Annotated in this window: 21 protein-coding genes, 1 other RNA gene and 2 pseudogenes; 12 read left to right on the top strand and 12 right to left on the bottom strand. The window is 64.4% G+C overall.

What is annotated here, in order from left to right; translation table 11 throughout:
- Nucleotides 1–110 precede the first annotated feature (110 nt).
- The gene (locus tag NX05_RS07115) at nt 111–1,775 is read left to right on the top strand and encodes an ATP-dependent nuclease (RefSeq protein WP_039432069.1); all 1,665 of its coding nucleotides are present in this window, start codon (nt 111–113) and stop codon (nt 1,773–1,775) included.
- Between the two features lie 328 nt (nt 1,776–2,103).
- Nucleotides 2,104–2,802, top strand: a complete 699-nt coding sequence (gene xopAV / locus NX05_RS24815) for a type III secretion system effector XopAV (RefSeq protein WP_230597742.1) — start codon at nt 2,104–2,106, stop codon at nt 2,800–2,802.
- Between the two features lie 169 nt (nt 2,803–2,971).
- On the opposite strand, the pseudogene NX05_RS07105 reads toward xopAV, so the two are convergent.
- Together NX05_RS07105 and NX05_RS07100 are read right to left on the bottom strand one after the other, a co-directional pair.
- Nucleotides 2,972–3,449 (bottom strand): annotated as a pseudogene (locus NX05_RS07105) (nuclear transport factor 2 family protein).
- A gap of 169 nt (nt 3,450–3,618) precedes the next feature.
- Nucleotides 3,619–3,969: a hypothetical protein gene (locus NX05_RS07100; RefSeq protein ID WP_010376500.1), complete on the bottom strand. Its 351-nt coding sequence runs from the start codon at nt 3,967–3,969 to the stop codon at nt 3,619–3,621.
- A gap of 214 nt (nt 3,970–4,183) precedes the next feature.
- Between NX05_RS07100 and NX05_RS07095 the strand changes: the two genes are divergently transcribed.
- The 3 genes from NX05_RS07095 (at nt 4,184) to NX05_RS24380 (ending at nt 5,067) form a co-directional block, all read left to right on the top strand.
- Nucleotides 4,184–4,522 (top strand): hypothetical protein, encoded by a 339-nt coding sequence (locus tag NX05_RS07095; protein WP_010364330.1) that lies wholly within the window; start codon nt 4,184–4,186, stop codon nt 4,520–4,522.
- 51 nt (nt 4,523–4,573) lie between these two features.
- Nucleotides 4,574–4,648: non-coding RNA, sX9 sRNA (locus NX05_RS22015), on the top strand.
- A gap of 230 nt (nt 4,649–4,878) precedes the next feature.
- Nucleotides 4,879–5,067, top strand: a complete 189-nt coding sequence (locus NX05_RS24380) for a hypothetical protein (protein WP_172645723.1) — start codon at nt 4,879–4,881, stop codon at nt 5,065–5,067.
- A gap of 101 nt (nt 5,068–5,168) precedes the next feature.
- Here NX05_RS24380 and xopQ read toward each other — a convergent pair whose 3' ends face one another.
- The 7 genes and pseudogenes from xopQ to recC all read right to left on the bottom strand — a co-directional run bounded on the left by xopQ (nt 5,169) and on the right by recC (nt 18,116).
- On the bottom strand, nt 5,169–6,563 hold the full coding sequence (gene xopQ, locus NX05_RS07090) for a type III secretion system effector XopQ (protein ID WP_026112228.1): 1,395 nt from the start codon (nt 6,561–6,563) through the stop codon (nt 5,169–5,171).
- A 469-nt stretch (nt 6,564–7,032) separates the two neighbouring features.
- The gene (locus NX05_RS24810; protein WP_230597740.1) at nt 7,033–7,377 is read right to left on the bottom strand and encodes a hypothetical protein; all 345 of its coding nucleotides are present in this window, start codon (nt 7,375–7,377) and stop codon (nt 7,033–7,035) included.
- Nucleotides 7,378–7,524: 147 nt separating this feature from the next.
- Nucleotides 7,525–7,815 carry a HigA family addiction module antitoxin gene (locus NX05_RS07080; protein WP_010364340.1) on the bottom strand — a complete coding sequence of 97 codons (291 nt, stop codon included), beginning with the start codon at nt 7,813–7,815 and terminating at the stop codon, nt 7,525–7,527.
- A 17-nt stretch (nt 7,816–7,832) separates the two neighbouring features.
- A pseudogene (locus NX05_RS22010) lies at nt 7,833–8,112 on the bottom strand (type II toxin-antitoxin system RelE/ParE family toxin).
- Nucleotides 8,113–8,213: 101 nt separating this feature from the next.
- Entirely contained in the window at nt 8,214–10,454 is a 2,241-nt protein-coding gene (recD, locus tag NX05_RS07075) for an exodeoxyribonuclease V subunit alpha (protein WP_039432076.1), read from the bottom strand.
- Between the two features lie 187 nt (nt 10,455–10,641).
- Complete coding sequence (locus NX05_RS07070) at nt 10,642–14,706, bottom strand: UvrD-helicase domain-containing protein (protein ID WP_039432078.1); 4,065 nt, start codon at nt 14,704–14,706, stop codon at nt 10,642–10,644.
- Entirely contained in the window at nt 14,703–18,116 is a 3,414-nt protein-coding gene (recC, locus tag NX05_RS07065; RefSeq protein ID WP_104607758.1) for an exodeoxyribonuclease V subunit gamma, read from the bottom strand. The genes NX05_RS07070 and recC overlap by 4 nt, the downstream gene beginning before the upstream one ends.
- 187 nt (nt 18,117–18,303) lie before the next feature.
- On the opposite strand from recC, the gene NX05_RS07060 reads away from it, so the two are divergent.
- The 6 genes from NX05_RS07060 to NX05_RS07035 are packed head-to-tail and all read left to right on the top strand — an operon-like array spanning nt 18,304 to nt 22,415.
- Nucleotides 18,304–19,098 carry an ABC transporter ATP-binding protein gene (locus NX05_RS07060; RefSeq protein ID WP_039432079.1) on the top strand — a complete coding sequence of 265 codons (795 nt, stop codon included), beginning with the start codon at nt 18,304–18,306 and terminating at the stop codon, nt 19,096–19,098.
- Complete coding sequence (locus NX05_RS07055) at nt 19,098–19,847, top strand: MlaE family lipid ABC transporter permease subunit (RefSeq protein ID WP_039432081.1); 750 nt, start codon at nt 19,098–19,100, stop codon at nt 19,845–19,847. Before NX05_RS07060 ends, NX05_RS07055 begins: the two co-directional genes overlap by 1 nt.
- A gap of 11 nt (nt 19,848–19,858) precedes the next feature.
- Nucleotides 19,859–20,410 carry an outer membrane lipid asymmetry maintenance protein MlaD gene (mlaD, locus tag NX05_RS07050; RefSeq protein WP_010364912.1) on the top strand — a complete coding sequence of 184 codons (552 nt, stop codon included), beginning with the start codon at nt 19,859–19,861 and terminating at the stop codon, nt 20,408–20,410.
- A complete protein-coding gene (locus NX05_RS07045) occupies nt 20,407–21,069 on the top strand; it encodes an MlaC/ttg2D family ABC transporter substrate-binding protein (protein WP_010364909.1) in 663 nt (220 codons plus the stop codon). The genes mlaD and NX05_RS07045 overlap by 4 nt, the downstream gene beginning before the upstream one ends.
- Nucleotides 21,059–21,349 (top strand): STAS domain-containing protein, encoded by a 291-nt coding sequence (locus NX05_RS07040; RefSeq protein ID WP_039432083.1) that lies wholly within the window; start codon nt 21,059–21,061, stop codon nt 21,347–21,349. The genes NX05_RS07045 and NX05_RS07040 overlap by 11 nt, the downstream gene beginning before the upstream one ends.
- A gap of 10 nt (nt 21,350–21,359) precedes the next feature.
- On the top strand, nt 21,360–22,415 hold the full coding sequence (locus NX05_RS07035; RefSeq protein ID WP_039432085.1) for an MlaA family lipoprotein: 1,056 nt from the start codon (nt 21,360–21,362) through the stop codon (nt 22,413–22,415).
- 316 nt (nt 22,416–22,731) lie between these two features.
- On the opposite strand, the gene NX05_RS07030 is transcribed toward NX05_RS07035, so the two are convergent.
- Entirely contained in the window at nt 22,732–23,001 is a 270-nt protein-coding gene (locus NX05_RS07030) for a hypothetical protein (RefSeq protein ID WP_039432087.1), read from the bottom strand.
- A 19-nt stretch (nt 23,002–23,020) separates the two neighbouring features.
- A complete protein-coding gene (locus NX05_RS07025) occupies nt 23,021–23,566 on the bottom strand; it encodes a glutathione peroxidase (protein ID WP_039432089.1) in 546 nt (181 codons plus the stop codon).
- A gap of 145 nt (nt 23,567–23,711) precedes the next feature.
- Between NX05_RS07025 and NX05_RS25160 the strand changes: the two genes are divergently transcribed.
- Nucleotides 23,712–23,846, top strand: a complete 135-nt coding sequence (locus NX05_RS25160) for a hypothetical protein (protein WP_261380743.1) — start codon at nt 23,712–23,714, stop codon at nt 23,844–23,846.
- A 95-nt stretch (nt 23,847–23,941) separates the two neighbouring features.
- Here the strand turns inward: NX05_RS25160 and NX05_RS07020 are convergent, their stop codons facing one another.
- Nucleotides 23,942–24,310 carry a hypothetical protein gene (locus NX05_RS07020; protein WP_039432090.1) on the bottom strand — a complete coding sequence of 123 codons (369 nt, stop codon included), beginning with the start codon at nt 24,308–24,310 and terminating at the stop codon, nt 23,942–23,944.
- Nucleotides 24,311–24,635: the final 325 nt, after the last annotated feature.

The following is a 24,635-nucleotide window of genomic DNA, read 5'->3' as shown; positions in this document are numbered from 1 at the left end:
CATTTTTTTGAAATTCCCTTTGAACTAACAATAACCTGAATATTTTTTAGAAAGACCGCAGTAGCTCATGTTGTCTCAAACTCAGTTTTGAAATCAGGGGTATTAAAAGCATGAAGCTTGAATCAATTAAGGTGGAAAAGTTCAAACGCATCGATGCAATCGAGCTGCCTATTACATATCTCAACATCTTGGTGGGGTCCAACGGCAGCGGAAAATCATCAATCTTGCAAGCGCTTCATCTTGCTTCATGCCTGATGCGCCAGGTAGATCGAATTCGTGCCGGATCGACGGCAATGGTCAGTATCAATGATTTAGACTATCTCCCCAGTGATCAGTATTGGAAGTTAGGCCACGGCGCAGATTGGGGAAATAAAGGTAACAGCCCGTCCTCCAAGGTGGAGTTTCGGTTCCTCGACGACGTTGCTGGAGTCGTCCCTCCTAACATTGTGACTGCGAAACTCGTCATGCGCTCTGCTAGGAACGCGGGAATCTCCGTCCAGGGTGAACTACCTGAGTCAGCTCGCCCCTTATTCCGTGGTCAGAATGTCTTTTTTAGCGGATTCATCCCTGGGATTTCAGGCATCCCTAACGTCGAACAAAAAAACTCTAAGCGTGTGGTGCTCAAGGCATGCTCCTTCGGCGATTCAAACGTGTATCTGCGCAATGCGCTGAACCTGCTGTCAGCCGCTGACATCGCCAAGATCGAAGAGTGGTTGGAGCCGCTTCTTGGTCCAATCAAAATAAAAATCGTGTTCGACGAGTCCAAGGATTTCGACATACATGCACATGCAGAGCTAAACGGCCGTTCAACGCCCTTGGAGCTGCTTGGGACAGGCTTTCTGCAACTGATCCAGATCTTTTGCTACATCTTGCTCTTCAAGCCTAAAATTCTGCTCATTGACGAACCGGATATCCATCTTCATCCAACGATCCAAGAGAAGCTGGCAGGTAGTCTGTTGGAAATTGCACGAGCGCAGGAGATCAAGATCGTCATGTCAACGCACTCTCCCTTCATTGTGAGAGGCGCACCGGTTGATGCGAATGTGGTCTGGCTCGCTGACGGAGAGATCAAATCCGACGAGCGTTTCGTTGTCGAACTGGCGCTTGGCTGGGGTGCGTTTGGAAAGCAGGTGATCATCGTCAGCGAAGACGCTAAGAACGAGTTGTTGAAAAAACTCATTCAGCAGTGGCCCGAGATCGAGCGGTCTGTGACTGTCCTTCCAGGTCGGGGCTACAAACATCTGCTGACTAGGTCTGAGGCGGAAGAGTTGAGGACATCCCTCGGTGGCAAGTTCAAAGTCCTGGTTCACCGCGACCGCGATTCCTTGACTGATGTCGAGGCGACCCAGTTGGTGGACAGCTATGGAGTGGAGGGCGTTGGCCTATGGCTCACCGACCAGTCTGACCTTGAGTCTGAGTTCTGCAACCCCAGTTTCCTGTCATCGCTTACGGGAGAGTCGCTGGCCGTGTGCGACGACTGGATCGTTCAGATAGTCACTGCCAATGCGATACCCATCAGTGATCAATTCTCAAAACAACGAGCAGCCCACAACGAAGAGTTGCACGCCGCCGGCGGTAGTCCAACAAATGCCGAAGTATGGGCAGAGCTTCAACATCGTCCATTACGCGGAGCAAAAGGCAAATACGTGATGGGCCAGTTAAAAAACAAGGTTCCTGGCAGGGCCTATTCGGAAGCGAGTGTAGAGTGTCACAAGGGCTTCCCAGAACTGGCACCAAGCCTCAAGAACGCCATTGAGCTGCTACTCGATCAATGATGGCGCGTTACCGCTGCGGAAATGGGGTCAGGTTGACTTATCGAGTGCACTGACCCAATTTTCCCTTCAACCTTCCCTTGCGTGCGAATGACGCAGGCCGGGGACAGACAAAAAGCACCGTGCGGCACCACTGCCTGGAGCTTTCTCCCCTTCGTTTGGGACCATACATACCAGATCAGACCACAAGAAACTGGGTCAGGTTGAATTCTAAATGGACCTGATTCCGTTCTTGCGACTTCGTCGAAAGCGCGTGCGTTTCGGCGCGCGATGAGGCGCGGCGATGTTTCGATGAGAAAATTGGCATCGACCATCCATGGTGAGGTGTCTCATGCATCCCGCAGTGTTACCGTCCTTGTCGCCGATGGCGAGAAGAGAAGAGATCGATCTGGAAAGCGGTCGTGCCGAGATCGAACTCGGCGCGACAGAGCCGCGACATGCCGATGCACGGATAGATACACAGTTGCAAGGCCTACCACAACAACCGGTGCGCAGAGCGTCGACCAGAACGACGGGGCAACGGATTGCAAGCCATGTTTCGACCGTCGCCGGCATCGGCGCCGCTCTCACTGGTATCGCTTCGATTCCTCCACCCATGGTCGCATTCATGGGCTATATCAGCGAGAAAGATCAACTTGCAAAGTACAGCGGAATTGCCGCGTTGGCCGGTGTTGCCACTACCTGCGCGCTCAGTGCCGTCCAGCGCCTGGCACACGCTTATGCGTATGGAAACAACATCAGTTCCAGGGCCCGCGCAATGGGAATGACAGACGGCTGCATCAACCGCGCTGTCGACATTGTCACGATGCCCGAGGAGCACGATCGCGCCGCGCATCCGATGAACGAGCATGAGACCAAGATGCTCGCCGACGATCTGCTGCGGTTGGCGACGTGGGAGCCTTCCAGATTGGAACCGGGCCTGTGGGAGGCGGCCAGCGGCGTTGGCGATGACGCAGACGCGCTGGTCGATCGCCTGCTTGCCTTTAGAAGGTCAGTGACGGCGGCCGCCACAGCGTCGTCTTCCGAATAAGGTACAACCACGGAAACGGGGCGGAAATGGAGTCAGGTTTACTTTCTGAGTGAACTTGACCCTATTTCCTTGAAGCCTCCCCTGCATGCCAATGACGCAGCCGGGGCCAGACAAAAGCCCCCGCGCGCAAGCACCACCGAGGGCTTGCATCTCAGTCGCTTAGAACCCCTTACATACCCAGATCAGACAGCCCCGGATGATCATCCGGGCGACGGCCCAGCGGCCAGTGGAACTTGCGGTCGCCTTCCTTGATTGGCATGTCGTTGATACACGAGAAGCGGCGCTCCATCAGGCCATCGGCTCCGAATTCCCAGTTCTCGTTGCCGTAGGAGCGGAGCCAGTTGTCTGAGTCGTCGCGCCATTCGTAGGCGTAGCGAACGGCAATACGGTTTTCGGTAAATGCCCACAGTTCCTTGATCAGGCGGTACTCAAGCTCCTTGTTCCATTTGCGCGCAAGAAACTGCCGCGCTTCTTCCCGACCGTTGGTGAACTCGGCACGGTTTCGCCATTGGGTGTCGAGCGAATAGGCAAGCGACACTTTGTCGGCATCGCGGGAATTCCAACCGTCTTCGGCAAGTCGTACCTTTTCAATCGCCGATTCGCGGGTGAATGGGGGAAAGCGGTGGGCGAGTGTGAGCGTTGGACATGGCAAAGCCTCCAATCAAAGTGGATACATCGGTGTTTTGAGATTGCGACGGAGCGTCAGGCCGCTAGCCGCAGCTTGCGCTTGCCCAGGCCCTCAGCGTCACCGAACGTCATTTGCATAGATGATCCTCTACATGAGGCGGGTAGTGTCGCGTATCTGTGGTGCGTTGTTCAGAGTTTCCCTAGGTCATCAGCACGCGTCGGTCGCATGCAGAAGTTGTTTGCAGTGACATGCGCTGGATGCACGGCCCAATTGATGAACTTCATCAAAGCATCTTCCACGGCCTCCTCCATGGAACCTCCCGTCCCGCATAGCCAAAAAGTGCTGCCATCTTCTTCGATCAAGCCAAGGCTGCTTTCGACTTCTTTGTAGCCGGGCCAAACTTCTGCTGCGGGACACAATTCGAAGACACGGAATTCTGCAGGGAAGGCATCGCTCAAGGTAACTTCAAACCCTTTGCCGCAGCGGACGACGCGGACCAGAGAGGGGTGCGAGATCTGGATATGGTCTACAAGAGACACGTTGGTACTCGTCGGTCGGAGAATCGCCAGGTGTCTGTTCCATTGCGTCGTCCCTTCAGACGCAGCACTACTAGAGCGGTCAACCCAGCCAGAGGCGTTGTTATCTCGCTCGAAAGTACATCAGGGCTGCGCGCCATGCATCATGGCTGCTCCTTGACCTCCCATACATACCCAACCCGCCATGCTCGCTGCAGCCTCAACTGGAGAACGCACGATGATGAAGTGGATGGGCACCGCGCTGGCCGCGGCACTGTTGGTGAGCGGTTGCGCCAAGGTGGAGGGCGAGAAGTTCGTTGGTCACTGGGTCAACCTGCAGTCGCAGGACGAGACGATGGATATCGAGCGCAATGGCGAGACCTTCATGGTCCGCAGCACCACGCCGAAGTTCTTCAGCCGCCAGCCGAAGACCGAGAGCTACCCGGCGGTGTACAAGGACGGCGCGCTGCAGGTCACCAACGATGGCGAGACGGTGAACTTCGCCATCGACGAGAGCAACGGCCACCTCAATACCGGTGGTGAGCAGTACGAGCGCGTGCCAGCTAAGAGCAACTAACAAAGCGACTGCGCTCACCGCCAGGTGGGCGCGGCCGGTGCCCGGTGCGGCATGTACCACTCGTACACTGCGATTGCTGCGCGTCGTCCACGCCCACCTGACGAGTGCTGGCTACGTTTAGTAACTGCTCTCAATAGGCCCGCGGTTGTCACCAGCGCCCGCGTGCAGACCCTGACGGTCGCACGCGGGCGTTTGCTTTATGCGCACGTGCGCGTGGTCGTCGTTGTGGGTGAATGTGCCGCGGCGAGCTGGACTTTCACGCTGTGGTGCCCGTGGCTGCGCCTTATTGAAGGCGTATAGAGGGGGCGCCCAACCTGCCACTGCCTGTCGCCACTCACCTCACTTCGCTAACCCCTCTGCCATTCCATCGCGCACCGCCTTACAGTGCGCAGGCACGCCGGGTCCGGCGCTGCCAGACCGATCAATCCAGCAACTACGAGGGTGTCATGAGCAAGGGGATGGACCAGAAGAAGAACCAGAAAAAAGAGCCGGCGAAAACGCTGAAAGAAAAGCGCGCGGCCAAGCAGGAAAAGAAGGGCAAGTAAGCCGCCCGGCCTGTTAGCAGGCGGACGCGTTGGAGGGGATGCCAACCTCGCGCTTCGCGGATGACGCTGGAAGGCGCCACTCCGCGAATGCTGCGGAGCGCTCAGCGCGCGGGTTGCCGCTCATCCTCGGGGGCGAGCGCGGCCTTGGCCAGCGCCGACAGCAACAGCTTGGCTTTTTCCGGGCGCACAACCTCGGCGTGGCCCACCTGCTCCACCGTGCTGGCTCCCTCACGGTGGATGGGCGTTGGCTGGAACAGCAGGTTGGCGGTGCCGGGTAGCGCCGCCAGCAGCGTCAGCGGATCGTAGAGATTGAGCTTGGTCACCTGCGGCCAGATGGCGTCGAAGGCAATGGCATTTTGCTGACCCGCTGCCGCTGGATCCTGCGGTTCTGCTGCAACGAACGTGCGGAAGAACCATGCCATATCCAGACCGGGGATCAGGTTGGCCTGGATGCCTTCCCACAGGCCCTTCAATGCATTTTTCTGAACATTGTGCAGGTACTCGCCCACGGGGTGTCCACTGCGCGCGATGCCTTCGTAGAACGCTGGCGGTACGGCGGCCTTGTAGGCGGCCTCCTTGGTCAGGATGCGCAGAGGAATGCCGAGTTGCTGCGCGCCCCGGTAGAGCGCACGGGCGGCGTGGATGTCGGTGGCATTGTTATAGGCGCGCGTATCCGGTTGCACGAAACCGTCGGCATCCTTGGTCGGGTCGATGCCTCCCATGATGGTGATGGACGCGACCTTTTCCCGCACCAGATCGCCCGCCTCGGCAAGCAGGGCGTTGGCATCGGTCATTCCGGCAATGACCACCATGCCGAGCTTGTGGGGCGAGGTCGCCAGGCGCTCGCGCATCGCACGGACGCCATCGGTGTGGACGGCGTCCGGCGCTGCACGCAGTGGGGCTCCCTCGGCGAGGAACTTGGAATGCTCCCGGGCCTGGGCGGACGTCATGGGATAGTCCTGGCCGCGCGCGACGCGGACATCCGGCAGTGCCAGTCGATCGAAGACACCCTTTGCCAGCTGCGCCCGTTGCGATCGCATGTCGGCATCGCCCAAGGTGACGACGACGTCGGTCAGACGCAAAAAGCCTTCGCCCTGCAGCTGCTTGGCGATGGTGTAGGTCACGACATCGTCGGGGTCCTTGTTCGGGTCGGTGAACAGCAGCGTGTCGAGCGGCAACTGCGGCCGGTGCAGACGCAACTCCCGCAGGACGGCCGCCTCTGTCGGCGTCAGCACGGGCGTATCGGCAAGGCCGAGTTCTGCCAGCATGCTGTGCTGGGCAGGCGTCAATGTTGCGGGCAAGCTCTGCGTGCGTCGGTGCCGTGGCGCGTCCGGGCGGGGAGGACGGCCAATGATGGCCTGCAAGGCGCCTGGCGGCGGCGCGGCCGCGTCTGCGGCGGAATGTGCCGGCACGCAGACGGGTGAGGGATCGCGCAGGTCAGCCGTCATGTCTGCGCTGGGCAAGCCAGCGGGGGATCGGATTCCGGTGGGCTGCATGATAAGGACCTCTGGCAGTGAATGGCGGTGCTGGCAGCCCTTCTTGGCAGCACGACAGAACCGGTGCTGACGGTTACGCGTGCGCAACGCTGCACGAAGCGGTCGCGTGTCAGCGCTCACGCATGCGTCAGCGGCGATGGCCCCGGGTGCGATCACGCGGTAGAGCAGATGACCAGGCTCGCAACGTTACCCTCCTCCAGCACAAGGACATGGCGGAGCGGTGAACTCCTGTGTGCGCTGACGAAGAGGCACCCGACCGGCTGGGCCGGACGAGCACACCGTTGCATCAACCTAACCCGACGTCGGTGTTGACGCGCAGCGCACACGCTGCGCCGATGTCGTCGTGATCGCGTGCTTCGCTCGGCACAGGCCGACGCTGCACAATATGGCGGGGACTGCCGTTGCATGACACAGCGCCTGCGCGATGCGCGGCAGGCAACACCGCAGCGATGTCGGCAGGCAGTGGCTGCTACCAGTCCAGGTTGGGGAATGTGGCAGGAAACGGTGAGCCATTGGGATTGGCCGAGTGCGCGTAGATGCCGGTGTTGACCGTGTCTGGGCTGAGGTCTGCCCACAGCTGCACCGATGTTCCTCGATGCGCCAAGCGCGCCTCCAGGTAGCACAACACGCGTACCGCCACCGCGTTCACCATGCGCCGATCTTCGGATGAGCAATGGCCGCGTCCGTCCCAGTCCACGTGCGTATGCCACAGATCGAACCAATTCTGCGGATCTAAACGATCGACGGCAGCGCGCGCCTTGGCTTCTGCTCGCGCCCAGTAGCGCTCCATTCGTTTGCGGCGACGTCGGTCCATCGGTGCGGTTCTACTCTGTGAGTGCGTCCGTGTAAGCAGTTGCTAGATACCGGAGCAAGCGATGCAGCGACATCGCGCAACGTTCAGATCAGACCGGATCGCTGCTCTGATTGCTTGGTCGGCAACATGTGCTGGAAGCCGTCCGGATCATGCCGCCAGCCGCTTGATCCGCGCCGGCAAATCGCCCAGCGCGCGATGCGCCTCTTCCAGTTCGTAGTCGGCCTGCAGGCCCAACCAGAAGCGCTCAGTCGTTCCTAACGCGGCGGCCAAGCGCACGGCGGTGTCGGCGGTGATGCCGCGCTTGCCCAGCACGATTTCGTTGATGCGGCGCGGTGGTACGCCGGTAGCCCGCGCCAGCGCGTTCTGGCTGATACCGAGAGGCTCGAGAAACTCCTCAAACAGAATTTCGCCAGGGTGGATGTTGGGTAGGACGGCCATCGACAGATGCCTTGTGCTCAGGGGTAATCGACGATTTCGACCTCAGCCACATCGCCCTCCATCCATCGGAAGCAGATGCGCCATTGGTCGTTGATCCGGATGCTGTACTGGCCGCGCCGCTCGCCCTTCAATGCTTCTGGCCGGTTGGCAGGCGGAATGCGTAAATCATCCAGGTGCGGCGGCGTTGAGCATGCGCAACTTGCGACGCGCGACCGTCTGGATGTCTGCCGGCAATCGCCGGGAACGCTCACCCAGCCAGTTCTTTTCGGCTTCTTTGTCGATAACGCTCCTGATCATGGGACAAGCCATAACGGGACGCGTTAGATAACGCAACCCGTTATAGATCTTTGATCTGTTTTTGTACTGCGCCGCCGAGCACCGATGTGGGCAGGCGTCGGTCAGAACAATGCGCCCTGCACCGGCACGCCGGCTGGCGGCTCGGGTAGCGGCGCTTTGGTCGATATTGCACTTGCTTGGGGTGTATCACTGCTACCACCCAACCGCCACGCCAAGCCCGAGATACGCGCGGCATGGCGTGCCAGTGCGCTGCGGATGACTGCTTCGTTGCCGGCCAAATGCAGGGCGCGGCGGGCGCGGGTAATGCCGGTGTAGAGCAGTTCGCGGCTGAGGACGCGGGCGTCGCGGGTGGGCAGTTGCAGCCAGACGTCGTCGAATTCGCTGCCTTGCGCCTTGTGCACGGTCATGGCGAAGGCGCTTTCGTGCGCGGGCAGTGCGGCGGGGTGGAAGCCGCGCACCTGGCCGTCGCCGTCGCCTTCGAACCAGGCGACCAAGGCGCCCTGCCCGGCTTGGCCAGCGTGGGGATCGGCTTCGCTGCGTGCTGCACCAGCAGTCGCGCCGCTGCGGCCGTGGGTGTGCGCACGTTCGCCGGGCGCTGCCGAGGCGCCCGGGTCGCTGCGCAAACAGATGCCGACGTCGCCGTTGAACAGGCCGTGGCGGTAGCTGTTTTCGGTGATCAGCAGCAGGCGGCCCTGGAACCAGGGCGAGGCGCCGCCGAGGCGACGGGCGCCGGAGCCTGTTTCGGCCAGCAGTTGTTCGATGCGGGCGTTGAGGCCGCGTGCGCCTTGCGGGCCGGCGCGAACCGCGGTGAGCAGGCGCAGGCGGCTTGCATCGCGCAGCGCGACGGCCGGGTCTTGGGCAGCGGCCAGCGCGCGCCAGTGGGCGAGCAGCGCGTCGCGGCCGAGGGCCAACGGGTCTTCGCCGTCTTCGTGAAAGTGCACGCCGGCCAGTTGGCCGCTGCGCAGCAAGGCCAGGACGGTGTCGGCATCGCCGGCGCGGATGGCGTCGGCCAATGGAGCAAGCGCAAAGTCGTCCGCCTGGCGATAGCCGCGCAGCAGGTGCACGCGGTGACCAGCCAGGCCGCCGGTGTGGGTGGTGGAGATAACCGCGGATGGAGTGCCACCGGGTGCGCTGCCGAACAGCGGCTGCAGCGCCTGGGCGTCGTCGGGCTGCAACGCGTCGCCGGGGCCGGCGGCCTGCAGGATGGCGGCGAGCACGTCGCCGGCTTCCACCGAAGGCAGTTGGTCGGCATCGCCGAGCAGGATCAGCTGGGTGCCATCGGCGACGGCTTCGACCAGTTTGCACATCAGCGGCAGGTCGACCATGGAGGCTTCGTCGACGACGATCAGGTCGAACGGCAGCGGGTTGTCGGCGTTATGGCGGAAGTGCGGAGAGTCCGGAATGACGCCGAGCAAACGGTGCAGGGTGCTGGCGCCGATGGGCAGTGCGTCGGCCAGGGTGGTGTCGATACCGACGGCGATGGCGCGCGCGACGGCGGCGCGCAGGCTTTCGGCCATGCGCTCGGCGGCGCGTCCGGTGGGCGCGGCCAGGGCGATGCGTGGAGCCGGCGTGTTGGATGCATGTGCCTGGGCGATGCGCAGCAACAGCAGGCGGGCGATGGTGGTGGTCTTGCCGGTGCCGGGGCCGCCGGTGACCAGCAGTAATGCGCGGCGCAGCGCGAGGGCTGCGGCCTGGGCTTGGCGGTCTTGGGTGTGGGGTGGGGCTTGGTTCGACCCTTGGCTGGATGGTTCGGGTGGATGTGTGCCCTCTTGCTGGAGGGATGGCTCGGGCAGGCCCGTACCCTCACCCGCCCTGCGCCGGGCACCCTCTCCCGGGGGGAGAGGGGTTCGGTCCACGACGCGAGGGGTGGGGGTCGCGTTGGGGAATAGTTGCGCGAATAGCGGCGCCAGGGTGGCGGCGTCGAAGGCTGGCGGTGTTTGCGCGGCGATGCGCTGCAGGCCCAGGGCCAGGCGGCATTCGTACTCGCGGTAGCGGCGCAGGTAGAGCAGGCCACGTTCGAGGACGAGCGGGCAATCGGCAGCGGCCGGGGCTTCGGGCTGCGGTTGGTCGACCCAGCGCGAAGCGGCCAGGGTGCGTTGCCAGTCGGCGGGGTCCGGGAAGGTGGGCGATGGGCCATCGCGCGCGTCCAGCAACATGGCCGCGCGGGCGGGGTCGAGTCCTGCGTGGCCGCTGGTGACCGCCAAGGAGGCGAGTGCGGCGGCGGCCAGCACCTGTGGATCGGTGTCCGGGGCCAGGCGTTGCAGGCTGTGTGCGAAGGCCAGATCCAACGTGCGCAGGGCGCCGCTCTGGTTGAGGGCGGCGAGGAGGTTTGGGTGGTTCATGGGGTGGGCGTTCCCTTGGCGAACGCGCGCTCACGCCACGTCGTGCTCCGCGCACTTGGCCTGGCTTGCGGTGCGAGCGCTCCGTCGCGTTGGCGCCAGTGGCAGGCAGGCGGTGCCTTGTCGGCGTGATCCCTGAGAGGCTTGGATGGGGTGCTGGTCAGCCATGCGAGTGGCGTGGTGCAGTGGTTCATGGGGTGGGCGTTCCTGGTGCGGACGTACCCTCACCCCAATCCCTCTCCCGGGGGGAGAGGGGCTCGACTCCGTTGGCGGAAAGTTGATCTAGCACTTGGTTGGACAGCGCATCGGAAGGCTTGCCAGCGAACAAGGCGTCCAGTGCTTGCACCAGCGCGGGTTCGAAGCGCCAGGCGTGGATGCCGGGTGCCGGATCGCCCAAGGGCGCTGATGGGGCGCCAGCTGTCGTGGCGCCAGGGTTCCGAGCTGCGTCGGGTCTGTCCAGCGTGGCGTCGCGGGCGGGTTCGGGCGTGCGCTGGTCCGCCATGGACGTGCCAACGGTTTCGACAACGAATTCAGACGCGGCAGCCACCACCGTACTACGCCCCGCATCCACGCCGCGACAGAACAGATAACGCACGCCGCCGAAGTCGCGGGCGTAGTCGTAGGCCGCGCCCAGGCGGAAGCGCAGCCAGCGGTGCAGGGCCACGGTGTAGATCAGCGCCTGCAGCTCGTACTCGCTGTGCGCCATGGCGCGGGCCAGGGCGTCGGCGTCGTAGCTGGGCAGGCGGTTGGATTTGTAGTCGAGCACGTACCAACGGCCGCCGACGGTGTAGGTGAGGTCGATCAGGCCGGTCATCAGCCCCTCCAGCCGCTGGCGCGCGCCGAAGGCCTGGCGGTCGCCGACCAGGCCGAAGCGATGCAGCAAGGCGAGCAACGCATCGACGCGGGTGGGCCGCATGGCGAAGTGGAATTCCATTTCGTTGCGGCGCTGCGGTTCCGGCACATCGGCCAGGCGGATGCCTTCGGGCAATGCCACGGTGAGGGTGTGGCCGATCAGTGCGGTGAGCATGCGCAGGCCGTCGTCGAGTTCGTCCTGGGCGTAGCCGCCACGTTGCAGGGCCTCGAGGATGGGTGCGGCCTGGCCGTCGGGTGCGGCTTGGCCCGGCCGCCAGGCATGCCAGGCGGCGAAGTCGCAACGCTCGAACACGTCGTGCATCACCACCCCGAAGCGGTTGCCGGCGAAGCGCGGATCGAACGGCTCGGCTTCGGTGGCCACGGCCACGGCGACCGCCTCGCTGCCGGACGGTTCGTCGCTGCCGCCGCTGCCGACGACGGTGGCGCTGGCCATCGGGTCGGTGGCCGCACCGGCGTCGGCATTGGCCAGCTGGGTGAAGCTATAGACCCACCACTCGGGGGCGATATGTCGCTGCGGATTGCGCGCGGGCGGCACCTGGACTTCGATGGGTGGTGGCAGCCGCGGCAGGTTGGCGGGCGGCGTGGACGTGTCGATCACCACAGCGCCCTCGCCCGCGGCGCCCTGCAGTGCATCGAGCGCACTCAGCATGCCGGCCAGTGCGGTGCGTTCGTGCTGATGGAACGGGCCGCTGGCGATCCACAACGCGTGCTCGGCGCGGGTGAGGCCAACGTAGAGCAGGCGTGCGTCTTCGGCACGTTGTTCCTGCTTCCAGGCGGCTTCGGCGGCGCTCCAGCTCGGGTCGTCCCGTTCTGTCTTCCAATGCAGCTGACGGCCGATCTCCGGCGCATGCACCACGCAATGGCGGCCGGCACCCTTGTCGCCGCGGCCAATGCCGATATACGGCAGAAATACCAGCGGATATTCCAGGCCCTTGCTCTTGTGCAGGGTGACGATCTGCACGCGACGCGCGTCCGATTCAAGTCGTAGTTGCTGGGCTTCGTCTTCTTTGTCGGCATTGGCAATACGCCGCGACAGCCAGTCGACCAAACCATGCGGGCCGAGCGCGCGGGCGTCGGCTTCCTGCAGCTGTTCGGCCAGTTGCAAATAGTTGGTGAGGCGGCGTTCGCCATCGATCAAGGCAAGCAGACGTTGCCCGTGCGTGGCGCCCAGATCGCCGATCAAGGCGAGCGGGCCGCCGCGCTGCCAGCGTTCGCGCCAGTCCAACGCCTTTTGCTGCCAGCGGCGGTGATGCTCGCCGTCGCGTTCAAGTGCGGCGATGGCGATGGCGTCTTCGCCGATCAACACCGTGGCCAAGGCGGCGCGCAGGCGGCTGTCGTCGCCCGGGTCGAGCAAGGCTTGCAGCAAGGCGAGCAATTCCAGCGCTTCGTCGGTGGCGAACAGGCTTTGCTTGCCGGCTGCGACGGCCGGAATGCCCACCGCGCCGAGTGCCTGCTGGATGCGCGTGGCCTCGCTGTGGCTGCGCACCAGCACGGCGATATCGCCGGCCTGCACCGGGCGCGCGTTGATGGTGGCAGTGCCGTCGCGGCCACCGGCCAGCCAACCGCGGATCGCCGCAACGCAGGCGGCGGTGGCCAGCTCGCGCGCGCGGCCGGCGCTCCAGGGTTTGGGCTTGCCTGCTTGCTTGGTCTTTGCCGCTGCCGCGGCAGGTGGCGGCGGCGGTTCCGGTGCGCGCCACAGCGTCAACGCCGGAGCAGTGACGCCATCGCGTTGCAGGTCTTCATCAACGCGTTTGGTGCCGGCCTGCACTGGGTGAAAGGCGATGCCGTCGGTGAGGAAGGCATCGCTGTAGCCGGCCTGCGCATACAGCGCGTCAATGGCGGCCAGCACGCCAGGGCGCGAGCGGAAGTTGTGGCTCAACGGTGGCGCCAGTTCGGCGGTGACTGCGGCGGCCAGATAGGTGCGCACATCGCCGCCACGGAAGCCGTAGATGGCCTGCTTGGGGTCGCCGATCAGAAACAGCGCCGGCTCCAGTCCTGCGGCGTGTGCCAGCGGACCTTCGCCAAACACGTTGGAAAAAATCGACCACTGGCGGTCGTCGGTATCCTGGAATTCGTCCACCAGCGCGATGGCGTATTGCATGCGCAGGCGTGCAACCAACGCGTCAGCCTGCGCGCCTTGCAATGCGTGCGCGACACCATCGACCAGGTCGTCGTAGGTCTGCACGCGGCGTTGCCGTTTGAGCAGCGCGAGCCGTGCGATGGCGTCGTCGCGTAGCGCGTGCAGCAATGCGATACGGCGGTTTTGCTGCCATTGTTGTACGTGTATGTCAGCTTGTCGCCACGCTTGTAACGCATCGAACAAGGGTGAGCACGGTACGCGATCGTGCGCCCCATCCCTGCAAAATTCGCGCATGCGTGTAGGCAGCAATTTGTCTAGATGTGCCTTCTCGTCCAGTATCCAGTGAGCATCGGCACTACCGTTCCACAACTCTTCAAAAGCCTTGTCAAAACTTGCACGGCGCGCACGGCGACCATCGAAAACCTTGTTGTCGAATGCGGAGGCGATGGCGTCGTAAGCCGTGTCGCCGTGCGCGCGCAGGGTAGCGACCAAGGCTTGCGCGGTAGCTTGGCGGATTGGTGTTGGGTCGGGTGCTGGCGTTGAAGGCCTTGGTAGCAACTGCGGATGCCGCACCAGCGCGCGCAGATCGCTGGCCAATGCCTCGGGGCCGCCCGACCACAGCGCGATGAGGTCTTCGGCCATTGCAGCATCGGCGGCGCGTTGCCGCCACAGATCGGCCGCCACTTCGCCGAGCAATTCGCGGTCGTTGGCCAGCAGTTCCGGCGCGGCAAAGGCCTGGCCGCTTTCCAACGCGTGTTCGCGCAGCACGCGCGCGCAGAAACCATGGATGGTGAACACCGCGGCCAGGTCGATTTCTTCCACCGCCTGCTGCAGGCGGCGGCGCAAGGCGGCGGGCGTTTCGTTGCCGCCGGCCAGATGCGTGGCGAGGATGGCGCGCGTAAGCAGTGCGTCGGGCGCTTCGTGTAGGAGCGGCCTTGGCCGCGACGGGTCGTCGGCGAGTTCAGCCGCGGCCGGGGCCGCTCCTACAGAAGCTGATGGGGCGTCGGGCGGCTGGGTTGCGGACCACTCGGTCGCGGCCAAGGCCGCTCCTACAGGTGCATCCGGCACCAGGCTTGCGGCGAGCACCAGGCGTTCGCGGATACGGCGGCGCAGTTCCTGCGTGGCCGCTTCGGTAAACGTCACTGCGAGAATCTGGCCGATGCGCAAGCCGCGTTCGACCACCAGCCGGGTGAACAACGTGGCTAGCGTAAAGGTCTTGCCGGTGCCGGCGCTGGCTTCGATCAGGCGCACGCCGTGCAGCGGCAACTGCAGGTAGGGGTCGGTGACGGGGCTGATGCTCATTCGGCCTCTTCCTGCGCGCCGTGCCAATGCCGCCAGCTGTCGATCAAGCGCTCGGCATCCAGCCGTGCGCCGGTGGTGCCCTGTTCGAGCAGTGCGTAGACGCGATGGCTGGTGGTGGCGAAATCGGCGAAGCGTTGCGCATCGGCAAACGGGTCGCGGCCGCGGTTGACCAGGCGCAGTTCCGGGCTGTGCGATTCGCTCCAGCCGAAGCTGGAATGCCACTGCCCGGCCGCGTCCTTGATGGCCTTGTCCAAGTCGTCGCCGCGCGCAGCCTGGTGGTATTTCCAACTGCTGTAGGGCGCGAACGCCAGCGGCGCCTGCAAGCCATGGCGATACAGCTGCAGCAGCTCGGCCAACGCGGTCTGCGCCTGCGGCTGCGACAGCGGCTGCGCATCGATGGGATGCGGGCCCAGGCCATCGTCGTGTTCAAAGAAACGCACGTACGGCGCGTGCTCGCCGGCGGCGCGCAACAGCAGCCATTCCAAACCATGACGAATGGCGCTGCGGCCGCTGAGCGCGCCGACCTGCACGCGCCCCACGCCGCTGGCATACCAGCCCGGCACACGGCCGTGCAGCTCGATATCGCCGATCTGCACCTGCAGCCGGCGTGACTCGGCCGGCGACTCGCCGCGCCACTGCCGGAATGCGTCGGCATACGGGCGCAATTGCGCCACGCGTTCGTCGAGCTGGCGCCGCCCCAACGGGCCGGATGGCAGCAGCGCGCGCGCGCGCAGACGCTCGTACAGGCGCTCGGTGTCGCCGGCCAATGCGGCCTCGAAGACCTGCTGCTGCAAACCGTATTGATCCAGCCCGCGGGTGGGTGCAAGCAACGGTTCCAGATCGCTGTCTTCGCCGGCCGGGTCGGGCAAGCGCATGCCCAGGCGATGGCGCAGGAACTGCCCGGCCGGATCAGCAAATAGCCGGCGCAGTTCTCCGATGGACACGCTGGCCGGCACCGCAACGTCGTCGGCCGGCAATGCACCGGCCACCCAAGGCGCAAGCGGCTGCCGCTGACCAACCAAGCTGTCCACCGCCGGGCGCCATTGCCGGCGATAACTGAAACGGCGCGGGTCGGCGCCGTCGCCGCTCTTATCGCCCAGCGCACCGAACGCAGCAGCGGCGAACGGCTGCAACGGATGCCGCACCACCAGCGTGTCGAGCGCGTTATTGGCAACGTGATACTGCGCGGCGCTTGCCAGCAATTCGCTGACCAGCACCGACGGCTCGCGCACGCTGCCATCGCGCGCATCGGCGCCGAGATAGCTGAGATAGAACACTTCCTGTGCAGAAGCGAACAACTGCAGAAACAGAAAGCGGTCGTCCTCACGCGTGGAACGGTCGCCATGCCGGCGACGGTCGGTGCCCAGCTCTGCGGTCAGGCGATTGAGCCCGGCGGCAGGGTCGCGGCGCGGGAAGTCGCCATCGTTCATGCCAAGCAGGCAGATCACGCGGAACGGCAGCAAGCGCATCGGCACCATGCGGCCGAAACTGATGCCGCCGGTGAGCAGCGGCGCGCGCGTGTCCGACTCGCCCAGCACCGCAGCGAAATGCGCACGCACTACCTCGGCCGGCACCTTGCCGGCGTACTCGGCGCGCACTGCATCGCGGGCGAATTGGTCGATCAAGGTGCGCAAGCGATCCAGCGCGCGCTGTGCGCGCGGCGCGGTGGGCGTGGTCGGAATCAATGCTTCCAGCAGGCCCAGCAAACGCTCGCGCCACTCCACCGCCGTCATCGCTTCGGCCAGCAGCGCTTGATGGCGTTCGAGCACGCGCAGCAGCCGCAACAAGGTATCGAGCGCGGCCAGCGCGCTGCCTTCCAGCTGCGGCCACGGCGCCACGCCATCGATATCGACGTCGGCGCCGCTGGCATGGCCAAGCAACAGGCGGTCCAGCGCGAAGCGCCAGGTGTAGGCATCGTCGCCCGGTGCCTGGTGCTGGCGCCGATGTGCGGCATCCAGGCCCCAGCGCGCACCGGCGGCGTGCAGCCAGCTGCGCAGGCGTTCCAGCCCGGCTTCATCCAGCCCGGCGGCTTCGGCGATCGGCGCGCTGGCCAGCAGGTCGAGAATTTCATGCAGGCCAAAACGCGCAATCGGCAAACCGAGCAAGGTCAAAAACACTTCGGCCAGTGGCTCGCTCGCCAATGGGCTGGCATCGGCCAATGCATAGGGCAGCGCGTCGTCGTTGCCATGGCTGCCGAACACCGCGTCCAGATATGGCACGTACGGGTCGATGTTGGGCGATAGCACCGCAATCTCGCGCGGCTGCAGTGGCGGATCGAAGCGCGTGTCGTCGAGCAGCGCGCGCAGCTGGTCGTGCAACACCTGCAACTCGCGCAGCCGGGTGTGGCAGGCGTGCACCTGCAGGCTGGGGTCGTGCAGATTCACCGCAGGCAACAACGCAGGCACCAGCGGTGCGCGACGATGGAACAGATCGCTCTGCATGCGTCGCAATAAGCTGTCGCCCAACCCGCCATCTGCCAGCGTGCGACGGCCGGAGTCGATCGGGTCGGCATACGCCGCAATTTCGGCTAGCGGGTGCACCACTTCGTAATCGCCCACTAACGCCATGAAATCGCGCCCGGCCGCGCCCCAGGCCTGCAGCAAGGGGTTTTCCTGTACTTGCTCGGCGAACAGCTGCACGGCGCCGTCTTCGCGCCGGCGTTGCCACAAGGTCTGCAGATCGCCCCAGTAACCTTGCGTGGGCGTGGGCAGATAGAAATGCAGCGTGCCCACACGCGCCTGCGTGGCCAGCACGCGCAAGACATCCGGCGAAATATTCAAGATGGCAAAGGCGAACAAGCGCTGCGGCAGACCTTGCGGCACCGGACCATCGGCACGCGCGTAGCGATCCAGATACTGGCCGATGCGGCGCGCGCGGTATTGCCGGCCGCTGGCGATACCGCGCCACAGCCGGGCTTGCGGGTCATCCGGATCAGCGCCGCCTTCCCAGCGCAGCAGCCAGTCGCGTCGCCATGCCTGGTATTTTTCGAACACGCTGCCCAACTCGCCGGCCAGCGCCCACGGCTTGAGCGCATCGCCATCGGCCAGGTATCCGGCCAGCGGCGCCAGGGCCGCATCGCTGCCCAGGTCGGTCTGCAGCGCGGCGTACAAGCGCCACTGCGTGGTGGCCATGTCCAGGTCGTCGTCGGCCGCGCCGAGGTTGCGCTCCAGCGCACGCGCGACAAATTCGCCGGGTGTGAGAAATTCCAGATTGGCCGCAACACCGTGCTCGGCCGCCAGCGTGGACTGCAGCCAGCGCCGCATCGCCACCTGCGGAATCAGCACCACCTCCGGCTGCAGCAACGGTTGCCCAGGCACCGGCCGGCGCAACTCCTGCGCGAGCAAGGCAGCCAAGGTATCCAGCGCGTTGGATGGATAGAGACGGAAATCGGGCGCTGGCGTCATCAACACATGATGCCGCAGGGCAGTCGTAACCGGCGAGAACAGCGTGTGGCACGGCATGCTGTGTTGCGCAGAAACGTACTGCGACGCACGGTGTTCAAGGCTTCGCAATGCGACAATACTGCACGCGCCAGTCTGGTTATATTCAGCGGTGCACGGGCTACTCTATCGCGTTGGAATTTTGTTAAAGGCACCGATGACGGCTTCCGCTTCCCCTGTCGTGCAGTTGTCCGGTGTCCGCATCGATCGCGGCGGGCGCACGATCCTGCGCGATGTCTCGCTGGATGTGCCACACGGCAGCATTACGGCCGTGCTCGGTCCATCCGGGAGTGGCAAGTCCACGATGCTTGCGGCGCTGACCGGCGAACTGCGCCAGGTGGCCGGCACGGTCACCCTGTTCGGCAATGCAATTCCCAGCGGCAGCCGCGCGCTGCTGGAGATGCGCCGCAACGTCGGTGTGCTGCTGCAAGGCAATGGCCTGCTCACCGACCTCAGCGTGGCCGACAACGTCGCGCTGCCGTTGCGCACCCACACGCGGTTGCCGGCACCTGTGCTGCAGCGCCTGGTCCAGATGAAGCTGCATGCAGTGGGCCTGCTGGCCGCAGCCGATGCGTGGCCGCGCGAGTTGTCCGGCGGCATGGCGCGGCGTGTTGCACTGGCGCGTGCGCTGGCACTGGACCCGCCGCTGATGATCTACGACGAGCCGCTGACCGGGCTGGACCCGATCGCCTCGGGCGTGATCATGAGCCTGATCCAGCGCCTCAACGACAGCCTGGGCCTGACCAGCATCATCGTCAGCCACCATGTGCACGAGACGCTGCCGATCTGCGACCAGGCGGTGGTGATTGCCAATGGCGGCATCGTGTTCGCCGGCACGCCCACGCAGCTGCAAGACAGCACTGACCCGCTGGTGCAGCAATTCCTGCATGGCCAGCCGGATGGCCCAATCGCCTTCGATGCCGCCCCGCGCCGCGACCGGAGTGCTGCCTGATGGCCTTCGCCGATTTCGTTCGCGCCTTTGGCCGAGCCGGACTGTTCTCGCTCACGGTGCTGCGCGGCTCGCTGCCCACGCGCGATTTCATTGCCGAGCTGGTGCGCGAGATCTACAAGGTCGGTGCGCGCTCGTTGCCGATCATCGCCGTGGGCGGCGCCTTCGTCGGCCTGGTGCTCACCTTGCAGGGTTACCGCACGCTCACCACCTACGGCGCGTCGGATGCGTTGTCCACGCTGTTGGGCTTGTCGTTGTACCGCGAACTGGCGCCGGTGCTGACTGCGTTGTTGTTCATCGGCCGTGCCGGCAGTTCGATCGCTGCCGAGCTCGGCTTGATGCGTGCCACCGATCAGATCAAGGCGCTGGAGTTGATGGCCATCGACCCGGTCGCCAAGGCGGTGGCGCCGCGCTTCTGGGCGGCGGTGCTGACGGTGCCACTGCTGACCGGTGTGTTCTGCTCGCTGGCGATCACCGGTGGCTACTTCGAAGCCGTGCACGTGCTAGGCATCGACAATGGCACGTTCTGGTCCGGGCTGAGCAACAGCGTGGACTTCTGGGACGACTTCGGCGTGGCGATGCTCAAGTCGGCGATCTTCGGCGGCACCGCCGCACTGGTCGCCGCCTATGTGGGCTTCCATGCCGAACCGACCATCGAAGGCACCTCGATCGCCACCACCCGCGCGGTGGTGAATGCCTCGTTGCTGGTGCTGATGTTCAACTTCGTCCTTTCTGCAATGTTGTTTAGGTGAGTGGAATAATTATGGCCATGCGTGGACCACGACTCGAATTCGCCGTCGGCGCCTTTTTGCTGCTGACCCTGGCCTCGCTGCTGGTGCTGGCGGTGGCGTCGACCAACCAGCGTTGGGGCTTTGGCTCCAGCCAGTACACGCTGACCGCCCGCTTCAGCCAGATCGGCCAGCTGCGCGCGCAGGCGCCGGTGAAGATCGGCGGCGTAACCATCGGCAAGGTCTCCGACATCAGCCTGGACCCGACCAAATTCGATTCGATCGTGACCCTGTCGCTGGACACCAAATACAAGGATCTGCCCGCCGATACCTCGGCCGGCATCTTCACCAGCGGCTTGCTCGGTGAGAGTTATATCGGGCTGCAGCCGGGCGGCGACCCGGACACCCTCAAACCGGGCGACGAAATCGGCTTTACCCAGCCGGCAGTGGATCTGCTGCAGCTGGTCGGCAAATACATGTTCAGTGGTGGCGGGAGCGGCAGCAGTGCCAATGCCCCGGCCGCCGCCAATGGCCAGGCGCCCGCGCCTGCCCAGACCGCTCCTCCCTCTACGGAACCACACCAATGAAAACCACCTTGCTTTCCGCTGTCCTGGCCTCGACCCTGCTGGTGTGCGCACCGGCCACCGTGCTGGCCCAGCCGGCGGCTGCCAGCGCGCCGACGCAGGGCGCGGCGACCAAGACCGTCATCGACAGCAGCACCCGCATCCTGAGCACGCTGGACCAACGCCGCGCCGAGTTCCGCAGCAACCCGGCGGCGCTGCGTCAGTTCATCAATGGCGAATTGAACAAGGCCTTCGACCGCGACTATTCGGCCCGTCTGGTGCTGGGCGTGAACGGCCGCGGCGCCTCCGATGCGGACGTCAAGCTGTTTGCCGATGCGCTGGCCGACAACCTGATGCAGCGTTACGGCACCGCGTTGCTCAACTTCGAAGGCAAGCCGACCTTCCGCGCCAAGTCCGAGAGTGCGCTGCCGGGCAACCGCGGCGTCAAGGTCTCCACCGACCTGCTGCGCGCCGGCAACGACCCGACCCCGGTCGATTACATGATGCGTAACGTCGGTGGCCAGTGGAAGATCTTCGACGTGATGATCGAAGGCATCTCCTACGTGCAGACCTTCAAGACCCAGTTCGACGGCCCGCTGCGCGAGAAGGGCATCGCCAAGGTCGCCGCCGAGCTGCGTAGCGGCAACCTGCAGGTCGGTGCGGCACCGGCCAATGGCAAGTAATACCGTGCAACGTACGGGCGACACGCTGGTCATCACCGGCGTGCTCGACCGTGCGGCAGTCACTGCGGCCTGGCCGCAGGCGATTGCGCAACTGGATGGCGCGCGCGCGCTGGACCTGGCGGGTGTACAACGTCTGGACAGTGCCGGCGTTGCAATGCTGGCCGAACTAGCTGCCCGGTTACGCCAAACCGGCAGCGGCGCGGTAGTGGGCGAGGCGTCCGGTCTGGACGAATTGCGCGCTGCCTACCGGTTGTCCCCCACTCTCGATTTTCAGGCCTGAGCGCCACCCCATGACCCAGTTCCGTTCTCTTCCAGTGTTGGCCTGCCTGCTGCTTGGTGCGTGCGCCAGCCAGGCACCCAAATCCGCACCGCCGTCGGACGGCACTGCCATCGCGCCTGCTGCCGATGCACCCGTACGCGACGACGCTGGGGTAACCGCGCAACCGGCCACCGCCGGTATGGCCGCCCCGGACGCAATGCCGGCCAGCGCGGCTGCTCCTGCCGATCCGCAGGCCACTGCGGGCACCGACACCGCCGCTGCAGGCGCGCCGACCGATGCCGAAAGCGATTTCGACGCGTTGTATGGCTCGACGACCCCGCAAGCAGGTGCCAATGGCGCACCGGCGCAACCAGGCGCGGCGCCGGCCTACGACCCGTGGGAGCGCTACAACCGCGGCATGCACCGCTTCAACATGGCGGTGGACCGTGGCGTGGCGCGTCCGTTGGCGACGGCCTATACCAAGGTGGTGCCGAGCCCGGCCCGTCTTGGTGTGACCAACTTCTTCGACAACCTCGGCACGCCGCTGACCATGGTCAACCAGCTGCTGCAGGGCCACCCGGTCTATGCAGCGCAGTCGCTGGGCCGCTTCGTGATGAACACCACGCTGGGTGTGGCCGGTCTATTCGACCCCGCTTCGGCGGCCGGCATCCCGCGGCGTAGCGAAGACTTCGGCCAGACGCTGGGCGCGTGGGGCTGGCGCAACTCGCGCTACTTCGAGCTGCCGCTGTTCGGGCCGCGCACCGTGCGCGACACCTTCGGGCTGGCTGGCGATATTCCGCTGTCGTGGATTCGCCATGTGGACGACAGCGGTGCGCGCTTCGCACTGCAGGGCTTGCAGCTGGTGGACACGCGCGCGCAGCTGATGTCGCTGGATTCGCTGCGCGACCAGGCACCGGACGAATACGCGCTGACCCGCGATGCGTGGATGCAGCGCCGCAATTACCAGATCACCCGCGATCTGCGCAGCCACAACGAAAAGAACAACGAGCTGCCGGACTACCTGCGCGAGGACAAGGACAACACCGTGCCGGGTAATGCGATGCCGATCCCGAACTGGGTGCGTTGACCGGTTGGGTTTTTGGTGAGTGATGCACGTAAAAAGCCCGGGAGTGATCCCGGGCTTTCTTGTTGATCTTGGTCTTGTGTGATCGACGCGCTGACGATGTGCGCAATGCAAGTTGATGCAACGGAAACCTTTCACGAACGTCGTGGAACAACACGTATCCAAAGCTGGAACGATATTGCAGGTCCTGACCGTCACCCTCTCCTACGCATACTGCAGTGCCGGGCATCGATCAACGACAGTGCCGCTGATCGTTCGATGAGTTACCTCGACAAGCAGCCGGGAGACATCGACCAAGAACTCAAGCGTTTCAGCCCGCCTATCCGGTCTTTTTGAATTGGAATGACACCCAAGAAGCCAATAGGCAAAACGACGCGCCAGCGAAAAATACGACAGCAGCCGCTGGCCGGTCTGGCATCCATTCGACACGGTAGTAGCAGTTGACAGGATCGCTATTGGGTACGGTGCCGGTCGGACAGGGACCGACCAACCGGCTGTAATACCACAGCGCCAGAGCGGTGACGCAGGCAACAATGCTGCTCAGGGCAAGCATCAGAACACTGGCACGAAGAAGCACCTTGCGCAGCATGGCAACTCGACCTGTGCCGCTATGCCGCCAACGCCGCATCGATCACGGCACGCAAGCGTGCATCGTCGGCGGGGATGTCCGGGGCGAAGCGGTCGATGATCTTGCCGTCGCGGCCGATCAGGAATTTTTCGAAGTTCCACAATACGCCGGGCGCGGGGTTGGGTGCGATGCCGTAGCCGGCCAGTTTCTCGCGCATCGGGCCGTCGCCGGTGGTGTGCGGATGCGTGCTGGTCAGTGTCTGATACAGCGGGTGCGCCTGGTCGCCGGTGACCACGATCTTGGCAAACATCGGAAAGGTGACGTCGTAAGTGAGCTGGCAGAACTGCGCGATCTCCGCTTCGCTACCCGGCTCCTGGCCGTTGAAGTCGTTGGCCGGAAATGCCAGCACTTCCAGGCCCTGTGCGCGCTTGTCGCGATACAGCGCTTCCAGCCCTTCGTACTGCGGGGTCAGGCCGCACTTGGAGGCGACGTTGACTACCAGCAAAACCTTGCCGCGGTAGTCGGCCAAGGTGGCCGGCTCGCCTTCGATGCGGGTCACGGGAATGTCGTACAGCGTCTGGCTCATGCGTGCATCCTGTTATCCGTAGAGAACGCCGAGCATAAGCCCGCGCAGACGAGTGCGATACCGATATCGGCGTCCAGCGCGGTCGCCGTGATGGCGACGATGTGTGTGCACGTATTGGCCTGTTACCCCGCAGCTTCACGAACGCGTGGATGCGTCGCCGCGCACCGAAGAAGTACTCGACGGCCTGCTCGACCTTTCGCGTCTGGGTGCCGGCGGGTTGCGTCACACGGCCGAAGACATCGACGCAGTGCGACAGGGCGGCGAATCGACATCGCCATGATCTGCGATGCCGATGTCGCTCCGCACCAGTTGACGCTGGTGCTGGCTTAGCGAGTGTTCGAAACGCCGGATCAGATCGGCAGCCTCACGCGGACATCAGTCGATGCACAACGCTACCTGGCCCTTGCCGCCGACCACCTCCTGGCGGCAACCGAAGCGATCGCTGTCGCGCTGGCAGGTGCCGGTGGTCGCGGCGCCGGTGGGCACGATGCTGGTGGCCAGGCAGTCGCCACTGCAGTCCGCATTGTCGCTGCAGGTCTTGCCGGCATCGGCATACGGCACGATGCAGCGCGGAATCTGCATGCGGCCAACCGGGCGCATTTGGCCACCTTTTGCGGTGCATGCAGCAGCGTCGGCGCTTGTTTGCGCGGCGTTCGCCGCGGCGGCCGGCCTGGTTGCCGGAGTATTGCTGCATGCGGTCAGCAGCAGCGCGCAGAGCACTGCGTGGATCCATCGGCTCGCCATGTGGAGAATCTCGTTTTGACCAGGTGGGGGCAAGCATCGCGATGGCGATGTCTGCGTGATGTGCTGGCTATCAGCGCAAGAGAACATGCCGGAGCCCTGCATTCGTCAGGAGCGCACCCGGGCGCGACCAGCTTTTACCGATAACGCTTCATCGCGCCCAGGTGCGCTCCTTGTATCTGGACACCACCCCCGAACAGCGGTATGTCTTCCGACTGATCATCGGAGCAGATGCAAGAAGCCCATGCGCTCCTGAAGCTTCGAGCTTGTATCGTAGATCGGCTCTGCATCTGTACTTGCTGGCCCTGGGTGTCCGCACGGTATCCAG

The sequence above is a fragment of the Xanthomonas vasicola genome (assembly GCF_000772705.2).
GTDB classification, from domain to species: Bacteria; Pseudomonadota; Gammaproteobacteria; order Xanthomonadales; family Xanthomonadaceae; genus Xanthomonas; species Xanthomonas vasicola.
Note: the sequence above shows the minus strand (reverse complement) of the source record. Positions and strands in the feature narration are given on the sequence as shown.

What these genes read in the sequence shown, in the direction of transcription:
- NX05_RS07115 (WP_039432069.1), top strand. Translation starts at nt 111, where the DNA reads ATGAAGCTTGAATCAATTAAGGTGGAAAAGTTCAAACGCATCGATGCA.
- xopAV (WP_230597742.1), top strand. Translation starts at nt 2,104, where the DNA reads ATGCATCCCGCAGTGTTACCGTCCTTGTCGCCGATGGCGAGAAGAGAA.
- NX05_RS07095 (WP_010364330.1), top strand. Translation starts at nt 4,184, where the DNA reads ATGATGAAGTGGATGGGCACCGCGCTGGCCGCGGCACTGTTGGTGAGC.
- xopQ (WP_026112228.1), bottom strand. Translation starts at nt 6,563, where the DNA reads ATGCAGCCCACCGGAATCCGATCCCCCGCTGGCTTGCCCAGCGCAGAC.
- NX05_RS24810 (WP_230597740.1), bottom strand. Translation starts at nt 7,377, where the DNA reads ATGGACCGACGTCGCCGCAAACGAATGGAGCGCTACTGGGCGCGAGCA.
- NX05_RS07080 (WP_010364340.1), bottom strand. Translation starts at nt 7,815, where the DNA reads ATGGCCGTCCTACCCAACATCCACCCTGGCGAAATTCTGTTTGAGGAG.
- recD (WP_039432076.1), bottom strand. Translation starts at nt 10,454, where the DNA reads ATGAACCACCCAAACCTCCTCGCCGCCCTCAACCAGAGCGGCGCCCTG.
- NX05_RS07070 (WP_039432078.1), bottom strand. Translation starts at nt 14,706, where the DNA reads ATGAGCATCAGCCCCGTCACCGACCCCTACCTGCAGTTGCCGCTGCAC.
- NX05_RS07060 (WP_039432079.1), top strand. Translation starts at nt 18,304, where the DNA reads ATGACGGCTTCCGCTTCCCCTGTCGTGCAGTTGTCCGGTGTCCGCATC.
- NX05_RS07055 (WP_039432081.1), top strand. Translation starts at nt 19,098, where the DNA reads ATGGCCTTCGCCGATTTCGTTCGCGCCTTTGGCCGAGCCGGACTGTTC.
- mlaD (WP_010364912.1), top strand. Translation starts at nt 19,859, where the DNA reads ATGGCCATGCGTGGACCACGACTCGAATTCGCCGTCGGCGCCTTTTTG.
- NX05_RS07045 (WP_010364909.1), top strand. Translation starts at nt 20,407, where the DNA reads ATGAAAACCACCTTGCTTTCCGCTGTCCTGGCCTCGACCCTGCTGGTG.
- NX05_RS07040 (WP_039432083.1), top strand. Translation starts at nt 21,059, where the DNA reads ATGGCAAGTAATACCGTGCAACGTACGGGCGACACGCTGGTCATCACC.
- NX05_RS07035 (WP_039432085.1), top strand. Translation starts at nt 21,360, where the DNA reads ATGACCCAGTTCCGTTCTCTTCCAGTGTTGGCCTGCCTGCTGCTTGGT.
- NX05_RS07030 (WP_039432087.1), bottom strand. Translation starts at nt 23,001, where the DNA reads ATGCTGCGCAAGGTGCTTCTTCGTGCCAGTGTTCTGATGCTTGCCCTG.
- NX05_RS07025 (WP_039432089.1), bottom strand. Translation starts at nt 23,566, where the DNA reads ATGAGCCAGACGCTGTACGACATTCCCGTGACCCGCATCGAAGGCGAG.
- NX05_RS07020 (WP_039432090.1), bottom strand. Translation starts at nt 24,310, where the DNA reads ATGGCGAGCCGATGGATCCACGCAGTGCTCTGCGCGCTGCTGCTGACC.